This is a genomic window from Chromohalobacter canadensis, assembly GCF_034479555.1.
Taxonomy (GTDB): domain Bacteria; phylum Pseudomonadota; class Gammaproteobacteria; order Pseudomonadales; family Halomonadaceae; genus Chromohalobacter; species Chromohalobacter canadensis.
Genome location: NZ_CP140151.1, coordinates 3,006,472 through 3,021,277, shown reverse-complemented (window position 1 = coordinate 3,021,277; position 14,806 = coordinate 3,006,472). Strand labels below are relative to the sequence as shown.

Genomic DNA, 14,806 nt, shown 5'->3' with positions numbered 1-14,806 from the left:
ATTTACGCGAGCGGTTCGACCCGCCATTCGCCGTTGGTTTCCACTAGCTGTCGATCACAACGCTGTTCGCGAGGCCCCACACGCTGCCCTGGCAACGCCTGAATGACGCGCTCACCGGCAGCACGCAGATGCGCAATGGCCTGGGTAAGCGTGGCGCGATCGTCGGCAGGCGCCCAGATACCATCGCCGCGCGGACCGCTCTCGATGAGCGAAGCCAACAGCTTGAGATCCATGGAAAATCCCGTCGCCGGGCGCGCCCGACCGAAGGCGCGTCCGGTGTCGTCGTAGCGCCCTCCCTTGGCCAAGGCCTGACCGTAACCAGGCACATAAGCCGCAAACACCATACCCGTGTGATATTGATACCCGCGCAATTCGGCCAGGTCGATATACACCTCGGCCTGTAGATGATTGGCCGTGACGGCCCGGCACAACGCCTGAAGTTCATCCAGCGCCGCCGCGACGGCGGGAGGCGCGCCCGCAAAGACCTCGCGGGCCTGGTCGAGCACCTCTTGGCCGCCGTAAAGACGCGGCAACGTTTGCAGCATCTCGGCCAACGCGGGGTCACGCACGTCCCGCGCGACCAGGGCATCGACGTCGTTGAAGGCCTTGCGCTCGATGGCTTCGAAAAGCGCATACTCGCTTTCCGCATTCAATGCCGCCGCGTGCACCAAAGCACGATAGATGCCGATATGGCTGAGCGCCAGGTGAGTTTCGCCGGCCCCGGCGACTTCCAGCCCCGTGAGTGCCAGCCGCAACACCTCGATGTCCGCATCCAACCCCGCATGGCCGAAAAGCTCCACACCAACCTGAGTCGGGCTGCGCCCTCCCTGGTGTTGGTCGGCCTTGGCACGCAACACGGTCGTGCAATAGCAAAGTCGTGCCGGCCCACTGCGCTTCAATGAATGCGCATCCATACGCGCCACCTGCGGCGTCACATCCGCGCTGGCGCCCATCATCCGACCGGAAAGCTGGTCGGTCAGCTTGAACGTCTGCAGATCGAGATCGGTCCCCGTGCCGGTCAACAGCGAATCGAGAAACTCGACCGTCGGAGGAATCACCAAATCATATCCCCAGCGATCATACAGATCGAGCAACGCACGACGCAGTTGCTCCATGCGCGTCGCCTGAGGCGGAAGTACTTCATCCATTCCGTCGGGAAGCAGCCAGCGGTCAGCGATGGTCATTTTTTGGTCCTGCCAGAAATGAGTGGCGTATTGGCATCGTCGGTTGCGGGCGAGACGACACGAACGCTGACACGTCATGTCGGAGTCGCATACCGAGCCCGTCGCGAATCGCCGTAGAGGCATCCATATCCGCTGACAGGCCACAAAAAAACCGGGCGACGCCCGGTGTCAAGAGTCTATCACGTTTGGCCTCCGGATGTACCCCGGACGGAGGTACCCCGGAGGCCAGATCGTGACTTATTCGTCGTTGCTACTCGCCTCGCCGGTCGGCGACCGGAAATAGCGGAAGAACTCGCTATCCGGACTCAACAACAGCATATCGTCGCCCTTGTCGAAGCTGTTCCGGTACGCTTGCAGGGAGCGATAGAAATTGAAGAAGTCTTGATCCTGCGTATAAGCGCTGGCATAGATCTCCGCAGCCTTGGCATCACCTTCACCACGCAGCGTCTCGGCCTTCTTGCGCGCATCCGCCAACGTCACCTGACGCTCACGATCGGCCCGGGCGCGAATACGCTCGGCCTGTTCCTCACCTTGGGCGCGATACTGACGCGCTTCGGCATTACGCTCGGTACGCATGCGCTGGAAAACCGCCTGCTGAACTTCTTGAGGGAGTTCGACACGCTTGAGGCGAATATCCAGTATCGCGACACCCACCTCTTCACGCAGTCGTTTATCCAGCTGTTCTTGAGGCTCCTCGAGCATCTCGTTGCGTTCTTCGCTAATGATCTTGTCCACTTCACGGCTACCGAAGGCATTACGCAGGCTTTCATCAACGCGCGGCGCGATGAGGTCCTCAGCACGCGATACCTCTCCTCGTGTGGACTGATAGTACAAGCTGGGATCGACGACCTGCCACTTGACGTAAGAGTCGACGATCAAGGCATTGCGACGCGCTGTCAGGAAGCGGCTTTCGGTGCTTTCCAGCATCTGCACGCGCGCATCGAAGAAGCGCACGGTGTTGAGCACCGGCCATTTTACATGCAAGCCAGGCTCGATATCGGCCTGTACCACCTCACCGAAGCGTAACTTGATGGCACGCTGCTTCTCTGTCACCACATACAAGCTGGAACTGGCGATCCAGGCCCCCACAGCCAGCAATGCGACGATACCCAAGGCACGATTGTTGACCATGATTAACGACCCTCCCGCGAAATTCCGCTCGACTGGCGCTGACCACTGCTGTTGTCGCTACCAGAAAGTGGTTCGTTTTGAACCTGCTGGAAGACCGACTCAAGTTCACGTATATCTTGCGAGTCAACACCGCTACCACCGGCGCGAGGCTTACCTAGCTGATCAAGCGGTAGATAGATCATCGAGTTATTCTGAGAACCAACATCGATCAATGCCTTGCGGTTGTTACCCAACACCTCACTCACCGTATCCAAGTAGAGACGTTGGCGTGTCACTTCCGGCGCCTGCTGGTATTCGCCCAACACGGCCAGGAAGCGGCTGGTTTGACCTTCGGCATCCGACACCACGGTATTACGATAACCGGTGGCTTCCTCGATAAAGCGCTGCGCTTCCCCTTCGGTGCGGGGCTGCAGGGCATTCTCGTAGGCCCGTGCTTCGTTGATCAAGCGCTGACGATCCTCGCGTGAGCGAATCACGTCGTCCACGGCATCTTGAACCTGGTCCGGCGCCTGGGTGCTTTCCAGGTTGACGGTCTGCAAACGCAGCCCCAATCCATAAGCATCCAGCGACTCCTGGAGCCGCTTGGCGACCTCGGGGCCAAGCTCCTCACGGCCACTGAGCAACGAATCCGGGACCGGCGGCGTCATGGTGACCACCGGCAATTCGCTGGGATCTTCCACGGTTTCCGGCATATCCGGTACCTTGCCACCTTCATCGATCTGTTTGACTTCTTCGACCTCAGTGGTACTGGTCAGCACGTTCTGCATGCCACTCGCACCCACGACATGACGCAACGTGGAGTCCAGTGCGTTGCGCAGGCTCTGCTCGGGATCACGCACATTAAGCACATAGTCGCGAGGATTGGCGACCTGATACTGGGCGGAGAGGCGTACCGTCACGATGTTGGTATCGCTCGTCAGCATGGAAGCATTCTGACGGAACGAGCGCACCTCGGTGACGTTCACCCTCGTCACTTGATCGACAAAGGTCGGGCTCCAATGCAGACCGGGATTCACCGTATCGTAATACTTGCCGAAGCGCAGCACTACGCCACGTTCAGACTGATCGACCACGTAGAAACCGGACCCGGCCCAGATGGCCAATACAATGATCACTAGCACACCCGGCAGGATGAAGGGATTCCCCTTGCCTCCCGATCCGCCGCCGTTGCTATCGCCACCACGCTTGCCGCGCTTACCCATCAAACGACTAAGCTTGTCCTGAAACTTCTTCAGCGCCTCGTCGAGATCGGGTGGGCCTTGGTTGTTGCCACCATTGCCCCCACCGCTACCATTACCGCTGCCGCGGCGACCGCCGCCGCTCCACGGGTCCTGCTGATTGCCACCACCAGGCTCGTTCCAAGCCATACGTTTTCTCCACTGCATTGATTGCGATGCATCTCGCCAGGGGCGCCAGTGACAGGCACTGTCAGTCGCGCTCCCACTCCGGGCGATCGAGGGCTCCCGGCGGCAAATAATGTGCTGCCTTCTCGCCGAGACGGGCCATCAACTGAAAGAAATCGCGTCTAGGCAGACGGATATCCAGCAGGATTCGGCCCTGCTCGTCAAATTGTTCTTGCTGCACGGCATTCAACTCATGCAGCGATGCCCGCAATCTTCCCTGCTCGGGCTCCAGCGTCAAACTCGTCTCGAGCAGCTCTTCAGCCAGCAGCTCGCCGAGTGCTTGATGCAGCAATTCAAAGCCGCGTGCATCACGCGCCGATAGCCACACGATCTGCGGGCGACCGTGTCCGTCACGCTCAAGACGTGGAGCGCTGTCCAAGAGGTCGATTTTATTCATGACCAGCAGCCGCGGCACCTCAGCGGCACCGATTTCCTCGAGCACTGCATCGACCTGCGCCACATTGAAATCGCGATCCGGGTCCGCCGCATCGATGACATGCACCAATAACGAGGCCTCAGTCGCTTCCTGCAAGGTGGCACGAAACGCCTCCACCAGCTTGTGTGGCAGATGGCGGATGAACCCCACCGTATCAGCCATGACCACCGGTCCGACATCTTCCACCTCGATGCGACGCAACGTCGGGTCGAGCGTGGCGAACAGCTGATCAGCGGTGTACACATCTGACTGGGTCAAAGCATTGAACAGCGTTGACTTACCAGCATTGGTATAGCCCACCAGGGACACGCTGGGAATCTCGGCACGCGCCCGCGCACGGCGATTCTGATCGCGCTGTGTGCGGACCTTCTCCAACCGCTTGTGAATCGCCTTGATACGACCATTCAACAAGCGGCGGTCGGTCTCGAGCTGGGTTTCCCCTGGGCCGCGCAAGCCGATCCCGCCTTTCTGGCGCTCCAGGTGGGTCCATCCACGCACCAGGCGCGTCGACATGTACTCTAGCTGTGCCAGCTCGACCTGCAGCTTGCCTTCGTGCGTACGCGCACGTTGCGCGAATATATCCAGTATCAAACCCGTGCGATCCAGCACGCGACTTTTCAGGGCGCGTTCCAGATTGCGCTCCTGCGAAGGCGACAAGGCATGATTGAAAATGACGACTTCGGCGCCGTGAAGTTCGCGTACCTCGCGAATCTCCTCCAGCTTACCGCTGCCGATAAATGTCTTGGGATCGGGACGACGCCGACTGCCCTCGATGAGAGTCGCCGGCGTCACACCCGAGGAACGCACCAACTCCAGGAATTCTCCCGGGTCTTCACGTTCCTGTTCGTCGTGGAAATCCACATGGACGAGAACCGCCGTTTCACCGGCGTCGGGACGTTCGAAAAACAATCAGCGCCTCTCGATCAAACGTCTTCTTCCGCCGGAGCATTCGGGTCCTGGACGGGAAGACGCACGTTGCGGGATGGCACGACAGTGGAAATGGCGTGCTTGTACACCATCTGGCTGACGGTATTGCGCAGCAGGATGACGAACTGATCGAAAGACTCGACCTGTCCCTGCAATTTAATACCGTTCACCAAAAAGATGGAGACCGGAATGCGCTCCTTGCGCAGAATGTTCAAGTACGGATCTTGAAGGGACTGTCCTTTGGACATTTTGCTCTCCCTAACTTCTCGCTGTGGTTTATGGTCGTTTTCGAAGGGTCACAGCCGCCATTCGCGTCGCCACCGCCGTTCGCGGCGCTACTCGCCAGGCGTTGTCGTGACCGGACATCTTACGCTAAGTGCCGCTTCCGCGCACGATTTTCAATACCTGCTCGTGCATATCGCTCGCCTCGCTATCGACCCACTGCACGCCTTGCCAATTGCGCAGCCAGGTCAACTGACGCTTGGCGAGTTGCCGCGTCGCCGCTATGCCACGCTCGCGCATCGTCGCCTCATCAGTCTCGCCATCCATATGCTCCCACATCTGACGATAGCCGACACAGCGAATCGCGGGGAACCCACGATGCAAATCGCCACGCGCTCTGAGAGCGGCGACTTCCTCGCGGAAGCCTCCTGCCAGCATGTCTTCGAAGCGCTGCGCGATACGCGCATGCAGCACCCGACGCTCGGTAGGCGCCAGCGCTATGGACACGAGGCGCCAAGGAAAGGTTTCACGGGGCTGCTCGGCCCATAGCTCGCCTAATGCTCGGCCGGTGAGGCGATACACTTCCAGCGCCCGCAACAGGCGCTGACGATTATGCGGATGGATGGTCTTCGCAGCGACCGGATCGACCTGCGCGAGCTCTGCATGCAGCGCTTCCAACCCCTCGCGCTTGGCGCGCAGGGCCAGCTCATCGCGCAATGCGGCATCGCGAGCGGGCAGTTCCGCGACGCCATCGATCAAACGCTTGATATACATCATGGTGCCACCCACGAGTATCGGGATACGCCCCTGCGACGAGATGTCGCGCATCTCGGCCAGGGCGTCCTCGCGGAATTCAGCGGCGGAGTACGTGTCGGCGGGGTCGCGAATGTCGATCAGGCGATGCGGCGCTCGCGCCAACTCTTCCGCCGAAGGTTTCGCGGTGCCGATGTCCATGCCGCGATAGATCATCGCCGAGTCGACGCTGACCAGTTCGCCGCCCAAGCGCTCGCGCAAGGCGATAGCCAAATCGGTTTTGCCGGCCGCCGTCGGGCCCATCAAGAGGATGGCCAGTGGCCGCGTATCGTTCATCGAGAATCCTGAAAACAGTCAATGACCAGCTTTACTGGCCACGGAGAAACAGCTTATCCAACTCGTGCATCGACATCTCGGTCCAGGTCGGCCGCCCGTGATTGCATTGCCCGCTGCGTTCAGTGCGCTCCATATCACGCAGCAAGGCATTCATCTCGGGCACTGTCAGCCGACGATTGGCCCGCACACTGCCATGGCACGACATGCTGGAAAGCAATTCATTGATATGCGCTTCGACCCTGTCCGACCGCCCGAAACGTTCAAGATCGGCCAGCATGCCATGAATCAGCGATTCGACATCGGCATTGTCGAGCAACACCGGCACCCGGCGCACGAGTAGCGTCTCCGGACCCGCGACGTCCAACTCGACTCCCAAGCGCTCGAAGGTCTCGCGCTCGCGCTCGGCGGTTTCAACCTCGCGCGTGCTGACCGCCAGCGACATCGGCACCAGCAGCGGCTGTGTCTGCAACCGTCCCAGGGCTTGTCCGTCGCCATGCACTTGCTGCTTCATGCGCTCATAGGTAATGCGCTCGTGCGCGGCATGCATGTCGACCACGACCAGCCCGCGTGCGGTCTGCGAGAGAATATAGACACCATGCAGCTGCGCCACCGCATAGCCTAGTGGCGGCGCCTGGGTCGCATCGGCCTCGGGCATCGCCTTCGCTTGGACATCGGGCTCAGCTGCCACCGGCGCCTCGGGTGCGGTGCGCTGCGGCTGCGGCGTCAACAGCTGCTCTTCATGCTCTGGATGCAGTGCCTGGTAACCGGCCATGAATTCGCGCACGCGATGGGCCGCAGGACGCTCCTGATCGGCGCCCAAGGCCATGCCCTGCTGTTGCCAGCGTGGTTGCTCATTGGCCGCAGTCGTCGGCGCCCCCGGTGTCGACACCTCGTCACCTGCACTTGCAGGTGCCGCGTCTGGCGAGGTGGGCTCGTTGGGGCGGACATCGGCCAGCGCACGGTGCAGGCTCGAGAACAGGAAGTCGTGCACCAGGCGCCCATCGCGAAAGCGGACTTCATGCTTGGTGGGATGCACGTTGACATCGACCACGTGCGGATCGAGCTCCAGATAGAGCACAAAAACCGGGTGGCGGCCGTGAAACAGCACATCGCGATAGGCTTGACGCACGGCATGGGCAACCAGACGATCACGCACGACGCGGCCATTGACGAAGAAATACTGCTGGTCTGCCTGTGCACGGGAATGCGTCGGCAGCCCGACCCACCCCCACAGGCGCAAACCGGTCGCTTCTATATCCACATGCAGGGCATTCTCGAGGAACTTGCGTCCCAGCAGCGCGCCAACACGCCGCTCCATCGCCGCCGGCTCATCGCCCGCTCGCAGCTGATGCACGACCTTCTGATTGTGACGCAGCACCCAAGCGATGTCGTAGCGCGATAGCACCAGCCGCCGAAACGTCTCTTCAACATGGCCGAATTCGGTCTTCTCGGTACGCAGAAACTTGCGTCGCGCCGGGGTATTGAAGAACAGGTCGCGGACCACGACCGAGCTGCCACGTGGATGTGGCGCGGGACTCACTCGAGGCTCCATCTGACGCCCTTCGGCGACCACACGCCAGCCCGCGCTCGGCTCATCCTGCGTATTGGAAACGAGCTCGAGTCGCGAGACGGAACTGATCGAGGCCAGCGCCTCGCCGCGAAAACCGAGGCTATCTACGCCTTCGAGATCGTCCAGCGAGGCGATCTTGCTCGTCGCATGCCGTGACAGTGCCAGCGGCAGATCGTCTTCGGCGATACCCCGCCCATCGTCACGCACACGAATCAAGCGGGCGCCACCGGCTTCGAGATCGATCTCGATGCGCTGGCTGCCGGCATCGATGGCGTTCTCGGCCAGTTCCTTCAATACCGAAGCCGGTCGCTCGACGACCTCGCCGGCCGCGATCTGGTTGGCGAGCCTGGGATCAAGGATGTGGATGCGTCGGGATTCAGTCATAGCCGCCATTGTGCCTCGCGCATAGGGCTTACGTCATGTCCATGCTCACGAATGAGGGATCTTCAGCACCTGGCCCACGCGCAGGATATCGCCGCTAAGATCGTTGGCCTGCTTGAGCGCCAGCATCGTCACATCATGCCGCGCCGCGACCTGAGACAAGGTATCACCCTTTTGCACACGATATTCGCCGGGCCCTTCGCCACGCCCTTGGTCGCGTTGCCAGGCTAACAGGCTGCTAGGCGGTGGGTGGCGGCGAAAATGCGCGATGATCCCATCACCGATGGCGTCCGCAATCTTCTCCTGAAACGCAGACGAGAGCAGCTTCTTTTCTTCGCCAGGATTGGAGATGAACCCGGTTTCGACCAGCAACGACGGGATGTCAGGTGATTTCAGCACCACGAAGCCCGCCTGCTCGACTTGTGAACGATGCAGACGATTGACGCGTCCCAGCTTATCGAGCACCTGACCGCCGACGCTTAGTGAGTCATTCATCGTCGCGGTCATGGTCAGGTCAAGCAAGACACCGCGCAGCACCTCGTCCTTGTCGGACAGGTCGAGGTTGCCATCGACACCACCAATCAGGTCGGAACGGTTTTCCGACTCGGCCAGCCAACGCGCGCTCTCCGAGGTAGCCCCGTTCTTGGACAGCGCATAGACGGAGCTACCGGTGGGGCCCCGGCTCTTGACCGCATCGGCATGCACCGAGACGAAGAAATCGGCTTTCTGCTCGCGTGCCAGCAATGTCCTTTTGCGCAGGCCCACGTAGTAATCACTATCTCGCGTCAGGAAGGCCTTGAACCCCGAGGTGCCACTAATATAGGCCTGGACCTTGCGTGCAATGGCCAATACGACGTCCTTTTCATACGTACCGCTAGGTCCGGTTGCCCCCGGATCTTCGCCCCCGTGGCCGGGGTCGACGGCAACGATGATATCGCGCTTGGGGTGAGGTTTCGCCTGGCTGTCGCGCTTGGCCAACGCCGCGCTTGGCGACGTCCCTTCGGCCTCGGCCTGCCTCAGATCTCGCTCGGCTTCCATTTCCTGGTCGCGAATCATGGCCGCGATGGGATCGACAGGCTCGTCCAGCGCGCCCTCGCCCGGATAGTCGAGATCGACCACAAGGCGATAGCCATACTGATCGGTGGGCGGCAACAAGAAGTGGTGGGGCTCTATCTTCCTGTTGAGATCGAAGACCACGCGTAGATCATCACCGTTGCGCCGCCCGGTTCGCAACGTCTCTATCGCGCTGTCGCCCGTGTCGATATCGTCCGGATCGAAGGCCAGTTTCGCGTCCTTCAAGTCGACCACCAGGCGGCGCGGGTCGTCGAGCTTGAACACGGAACTATCCACCTCGTCGGAGAGGTCGAAGACCACGCGCACATGGTCAGGAGCCGCCCAGAGACGGATATTGTCGACGTCGGCGGCCTGCGCAGGCGCCACATGACTCATCGCAAGCATCATCAGTACGGCAAGGCTAATGAGATGCCGGACGGCACTCACGTGGCATCGCGCCTGCCAGGGCTTATCATGAAACGGCTTCAAACGTCGATTTCCTTGTCCTGACGAGTGGCGTGCAATGCAGCGATCACGGCCTGGCCGTGCGGGCTGAGTCCTTCGAGCGTGACGTGGCGACCCTCGCCCTCCAGGGCCAGATGTACCACGAGATCGGCCCGGGGCAGCCAACCAGCACCTCGAGAAGGCCATTCGATCAGGCTCAAGCCGTCCTCGCCAAGCATGTCGCGGGCGCCCATGAATTCGAGTTCTTCGGGGTCGCCCAATCGGTAGAGATCGAAATGATAGAGGCAAAGCCCACCCAGCATGTACGGCTCCACCAATGTATAAGTGGGGCTCTTGACGGCCCCCTCATGACCATAGGCACGCAAGATGCCGCGCGTCAGCGTCGTCTTGCCGGCACCCAGTTCACCCTCCAGATGTACTTGGCCGTGGCCATCCAGGGCATGCCCCAGCGCTTCACCGAAAGCGACATGGGCGGTTTCATTGGGCAAAAAGCGTTGCATCTCTCGTGGCATCTCGCGTTATCGCATGGCATCAAAGGGACGCGGGTTGGCAATCGCGCGCACATAGGATGCCAGATCCGTGGCAACCAGACCACGCTCGCCCCCGTCTTGCGCCGCCGCATCACCGGCCAGGGCATGCAGAAGAACCCCATGCCGCGCTGCTTCGCCCGGCGTTTGGCCCTGGGCCAACAATGCCCCGACGATCCCGGAGAGCACATCGCCCATCCCGCCACTCGCCATGCCGGGATTACCATACGGACACACGGTGACGCCGTCCGCATCGGCGATCAGGGTGCCCGCCCCCTTGAGCACCACACTGCCCCCATAACGCTCATGCAACGCCAGTGCCGCCGCGCGCCGGTCAGCCTGAATCTCGGCGCCGGACACTCCCAGCAAACGTGCGGCTTCGCCCGGATGCGGGGTCAGCACCCAGTCATCGCGGCGGTTAGTCGCTTCCTCGGACAACCAGTTGAGCGCATCGGCGTCGAGCACACTAGGAACTCCTGCGGCGAGTGCCGCCTGCCACAGTTCGTGTCCCCAAGGCTGACGTCCGAGCCCCGGTCCGACCACCAGGGCATTGGCTTGATCGAGCAGCGCGTGGATATCCTCGGCCTTCCCTACACCGCGCGCCATGACCTCCGGGCTACGCACCAGGCTTGCCGCCACATGCGCGGCATCAGTAGCCAAACTGACCTTGCCCGCTCCGCTACGCAGCGCGGCCTCACTGGCCATCAACGCCGCGCCTCCGAAACCGGCGCCACCGCCAATCACCAACACATGCCCGAAGTCGCCCTTATGGCTCCCCCGTGACCGAGGCGGGAAAGCCTTTTGCAGCATGTCGGCCGCCTGCAGCTCACCCAGTGGCACGAGATCATCATGCCCATGAGGCGTCATCCCAAGCGTCTCGACACGCAGCTCACCGACATGATCCGCGCTGGCGCCGGTATGCAAGCCAAATTTATCGGCGATGAAAGTGACAGTCAGGCTGGCCTGTACCGCTACACCGCCGATACTGCCAGTCTGTGCCGAAAGCCCCGAGGGCATATCCACCGCCAGCACCGGACGCGGCGTCGCATTGAGCGTCTCGATGACACTACGCAGTGGTTCGCGCACCTCCCCCGTCGCGCCGGTGCCCAACAGCGCGTCGATCACGACATCGCCGTTGATCACCGTCTCAGGGCGCCATTCGATGACATCCAGTCCCGCCTGCCAGGCCATTTCGTAAGCCCGCGCCGCGTCGCCGCTCAGCGTCGCGGGGTCGCGCAACGCGACAAGCTGCACGTCGAGACCATCGCCCGCCGCCAGTGCCGCCATCACATAGCCATCGCCGGCGTTATTGCCACCGCCACACAAGATGCTCAAACGATGCGCTTCCGGCCAGCGCGAGCGAAGAGCCGCATAAGCCGCCTGCGCGGCACGCTGCATCAATTCGAACCCTGCCATTCCCTCGGCCATGAGTCGCCGATCCAGCGCCTGGACCTGATCAGCACCATACAAGGGATGCGGCGCTCTGCATGTCGTTGTCATGACTGTCTCCTTTCTCCGGCTCGCCGACGACAAGCATTTATTCCACGTGACGATTGCGCTAGGGTGGCGCCCTCGCTTCACGGGGGTCTCGTCATGTCCTCATCTTCGCCTATCGATTACGCCGCGCTGGCCGATCGCATCCATACTTGGGGACGCGAACTCGGCTTCCAGCAGGTTGGCATCACCGACACCGACCTCGAAGCGCATGAGCGCTACCTCGAGCGTTGGCTCGCGGCCGGCTACCACGGCGAAATGCACTTCATGGCCAAACATGGTCACAAGCGCACGCGACCCGAGGAACTCATACCCGGCACCTTGCGCGTCATCAGCGTGCGCATGGACTACCTGCCCCCCGAGGTGGAAACCACCAAGGTGCTCGGACAACCCGAGCGCGCCTATGTTTCACGCTATGCCCTCGGGCGCGATTACCACAAGTTGATCCGCAAGCGTCTCGCCACCCTGGCCAAACGCATCGAGGACGAAGTCGGCGCTTACGGCTACCGTGCCTTCGTCGATTCAGCCCCGGTCATGGAGCGCGCCCTGGCGCAGAAAGCCGGCCTCGGCTGGTTCGGCAAGAATGCCATGCTGCTCAACCCCCAGGCCGGTTCGCTGTTCTTCCTCGGCGAGCTTTACACCGATCTGCCACTACCGGTAGACGCGCCCTTCGAGAGCGAGCATTGCGGTAAGTGCTCGAACTGTCAGACGGCTTGCCCCACAGGCGCCATTGTCGACGACAAGGTCATCGACTCGCGGCGCTGCATCTCGTATCTGACCATCGAACTCGCCGGTTCGATCCCCGAAGAATATCGCAAGGCGATGGGTAACCGCGTATACGGCTGCGACGATTGCCAACTGGTGTGTCCTTTTACGCGCTTCACGCGTGCGTCACAGGAAGAAGACTTCGCGCCACGCCACGACCTCGACCGAGCCTCGCTCATCCGCCTTTTCGCCTGGAGCGAGGAAGAGTTCCTGATGCGCACCGAAGGCAGCGCGATTCGTCGCATCGGCTACGAGCGCTGGCTGCGCAACCTGGCCATCGGCCTGGGCAACGCCCCCTGGAGCGAACGCGTCGAAGGCGCCTTGCGCGCGCGCCTGGCCTACCCCTCGGACCTGGTCCGCGAACACGTGCGCTGGGGGCTCGAGCAACAACGCCACAAACGCGAGCAGTTGATTACCAGTCACGTCAGCGCCTAGGCCTTTTCAGCCGCCCCAGGCCGACTAGACGCGCAGGAATGTCTTGCGATAATGCGCCAGCTCGGCCAGCGACTCACGAATGTCGTCCAACGCCTGGTGCGTATTGCGCTTCTCAAAACCTGCCAGAGCCTGCGGGTTCCAGCGCTTGGCCAGCTCCTTGATCGTCGAGACATCGAGATTGCGATAGTGGAAGAATTCGGCCAGTTCGGGCATTTCCCGCAGCATGAAACGACGATCCTGATGCACGCTGTTGCCGCACATCGGCGAGCTGTTCGGTGTCACATATGCCTTGAGAAACGCCAGCGTCTGGCGCTCGGCCTCGGCGGTATCGATGCGACTCTCGCGGACGCGTTGCGTCAGCCCCGAGGCGCCATGCGTGCGCGTATTCCACTCGTCCATCGCCTCGAGCAAGGCGTCCGGCTGATGCACCGCCAGCACCGGCCCTTCGGCGATCAGATTCAGGTCGCCATCGGTGATCAACGTCGCGACCTCGATGATGCGTTCGCGGGCGGGGTCGAGCCCGGTCATTTCCAGGTCGATCCAGATCAGCAGGTCGTTACGCGGGGCTTGCGGGGTGTCACTTGCCATGGGGCTCTCCATCGGGGCGCCATACCTAGGGACAGCATGGCGCAATGAACGCTACAATGGCTGACATTGTACCCTGTCCCGAGAGCGCATGAGCAAACGCAAACTCAGCCGCCAGCAACGTTGGCGGGTCGAAAAGATTCAAGCCCAGCGCGCCGAACGTGCCGAACGCCGCACCCAGCGCGACGATACCGCGCTTGAGGCCGGTGATTACGGCCCCGAACGTCTGGGACGTGTCACCGCGCATTTCGGACGCACGCTGGAGGTGGAAGCTGAGGATGAACACGGCGACCTCCAACGCCACCGTTGCCATCTGCGCGCCAATCTCGAGGGCCTGGTCACTGGCGACGACGTGGTATGGCGCACGGCGAGCGACGGAAGTGGAGTGGTCGTGGCGCGCCAGCCGCGACGCAGCGTGCTCGAGCGTCCCGACGCGCGTGGCCAGCTCAAGCCCGTGGCCGCCAACATCGCACAGATCCTGATCGTCTTCGCCGTGGAGCCCGTGCCCCACCCCAATCTCATCGACCGCTATCTCGTCGCCGCCGAAGCCACCGGCATTGCCCCGGTGCTGGTGCTCAACAAGACCGACCTGCTGCCCGACGAAGGCGGCGAGTTGCGCACTCTACTCGCGCGCTATCGTGAGCTGGGATACCAAGTGGTCAGCGCCTCCACCCAGTGTGCAAACGGTCTCGATGCCCTGCATGCCTGCCTTACCGAGCGCACCTCGGTGTTCGTGGGCCAGAGCGGGGTTGGCAAGTCCTCCTTGATCGACCGCCTGCTGCCCGATAGGCAACTGCGGGTCGGCGCGCTCTCGGTGGACTCGCGCAAGGGCACGCACACCACCACCACGGCCACGCTCTATCACCTGCCGGCAGGCGGTGAACTGATCGACTCGCCGGGCATTCGCGAATTCGGCCTGGGCCATCTCGAGGAGCACGAGGTAGCGCGGGGCTTCATCGAATTCCAACCGTATCTCGGCCATTGCAAGTTCCGGGATTGTCACCATCGCCAGGAACCGGGATGCGCCTTGCGTGAGGCCGTGGAACGCGGCGACATTCTCGCCTCACGGTTCAATAGCTACCGGCACATCGTCGATAGCCTGGAACCCGACCGCACCCCATGAAAAACGCCTCGCCCCC

General features: G+C 61.9%; 13 protein-coding genes. 2 read left to right on the top strand and 11 right to left on the bottom strand.

The window, feature by feature from the left end; genetic code table 11:
• Positions 1 to 2: 2 nt before the first annotated feature.
• The 10 genes from SR908_RS14095 to SR908_RS14050 form a co-directional block, all read right to left on the bottom strand.
• On the bottom strand, positions 3 to 1,184 hold the full coding sequence (locus tag SR908_RS14095; protein WP_097022357.1) for an ATP phosphoribosyltransferase regulatory subunit: 1,182 nt from the start codon (positions 1,182 to 1,184) through the stop codon (positions 3 to 5).
• A 237-nt stretch (positions 1,185 to 1,421) separates the two neighbouring features.
• The gene (gene hflC / locus SR908_RS14090; RefSeq protein ID WP_246920861.1) at positions 1,422 to 2,315 is read right to left on the bottom strand and encodes a protease modulator HflC; all 894 of its coding nucleotides are present in this window, start codon (positions 2,313 to 2,315) and stop codon (positions 1,422 to 1,424) included.
• A gap of 2 nt (positions 2,316 to 2,317) precedes the next feature.
• Positions 2,318 to 3,682 carry an FtsH protease activity modulator HflK gene (hflK, locus tag SR908_RS14085; protein ID WP_246920859.1) on the bottom strand — a complete coding sequence of 455 codons (1,365 nt, stop codon included), beginning with the start codon at positions 3,680 to 3,682 and terminating at the stop codon, positions 2,318 to 2,320.
• Positions 3,683 to 3,743: 61 nt separating this feature from the next.
• Positions 3,744 to 5,063 (bottom strand): ribosome rescue GTPase HflX, encoded by a 1,320-nt coding sequence (hflX, locus tag SR908_RS14080; RefSeq protein WP_246920855.1) that lies wholly within the window; start codon positions 5,061 to 5,063, stop codon positions 3,744 to 3,746.
• Positions 5,064 to 5,077: 14 nt separating this feature from the next.
• Entirely contained in the window at positions 5,078 to 5,329 is a 252-nt protein-coding gene (hfq, locus tag SR908_RS14075; protein ID WP_040243993.1) for an RNA chaperone Hfq, read from the bottom strand.
• Between the two features lie 124 nt (positions 5,330 to 5,453).
• Complete coding sequence (gene miaA, locus SR908_RS14070) at positions 5,454 to 6,392, bottom strand: tRNA (adenosine(37)-N6)-dimethylallyltransferase MiaA (RefSeq protein ID WP_246920853.1); 939 nt, start codon at positions 6,390 to 6,392, stop codon at positions 5,454 to 5,456.
• A gap of 31 nt (positions 6,393 to 6,423) precedes the next feature.
• A complete protein-coding gene (gene mutL, locus SR908_RS14065) occupies positions 6,424 to 8,346 on the bottom strand; it encodes a DNA mismatch repair endonuclease MutL (RefSeq protein WP_246920989.1) in 1,923 nt (640 codons plus the stop codon).
• A 45-nt stretch (positions 8,347 to 8,391) separates the two neighbouring features.
• Entirely contained in the window at positions 8,392 to 9,792 is a 1,401-nt protein-coding gene (locus SR908_RS14060) for an N-acetylmuramoyl-L-alanine amidase (protein ID WP_322527365.1), read from the bottom strand.
• An 89-nt stretch (positions 9,793 to 9,881) separates the two neighbouring features.
• Complete coding sequence (tsaE, locus tag SR908_RS14055; RefSeq protein WP_075367811.1) at positions 9,882 to 10,361, bottom strand: tRNA (adenosine(37)-N6)-threonylcarbamoyltransferase complex ATPase subunit type 1 TsaE; 480 nt, start codon at positions 10,359 to 10,361, stop codon at positions 9,882 to 9,884.
• A gap of 18 nt (positions 10,362 to 10,379) precedes the next feature.
• Entirely contained in the window at positions 10,380 to 11,888 is a 1,509-nt protein-coding gene (locus tag SR908_RS14050) for a bifunctional ADP-dependent NAD(P)H-hydrate dehydratase/NAD(P)H-hydrate epimerase (protein ID WP_075367810.1), read from the bottom strand.
• A gap of 93 nt (positions 11,889 to 11,981) precedes the next feature.
• Here SR908_RS14050 and queG point away from each other — a divergent pair, with 93 nt between their 5' ends.
• A complete protein-coding gene (gene queG / locus SR908_RS14045) occupies positions 11,982 to 13,082 on the top strand; it encodes a tRNA epoxyqueuosine(34) reductase QueG (RefSeq protein WP_075367809.1) in 1,101 nt (366 codons plus the stop codon).
• A gap of 24 nt (positions 13,083 to 13,106) precedes the next feature.
• Here the strand turns inward: queG and orn are convergent, their stop codons facing one another.
• Complete coding sequence (gene orn, locus SR908_RS14040) at positions 13,107 to 13,670, bottom strand: oligoribonuclease (RefSeq protein ID WP_075367808.1); 564 nt, start codon at positions 13,668 to 13,670, stop codon at positions 13,107 to 13,109.
• Between the two features lie 88 nt (positions 13,671 to 13,758).
• Between orn and rsgA the strand changes: the two genes are divergently transcribed.
• On the top strand, positions 13,759 to 14,790 hold the full coding sequence (gene rsgA / locus SR908_RS14035; protein WP_075367807.1) for a small ribosomal subunit biogenesis GTPase RsgA: 1,032 nt from the start codon (positions 13,759 to 13,761) through the stop codon (positions 14,788 to 14,790).
• Positions 14,791 to 14,806 lie beyond the last annotated feature (16 nt).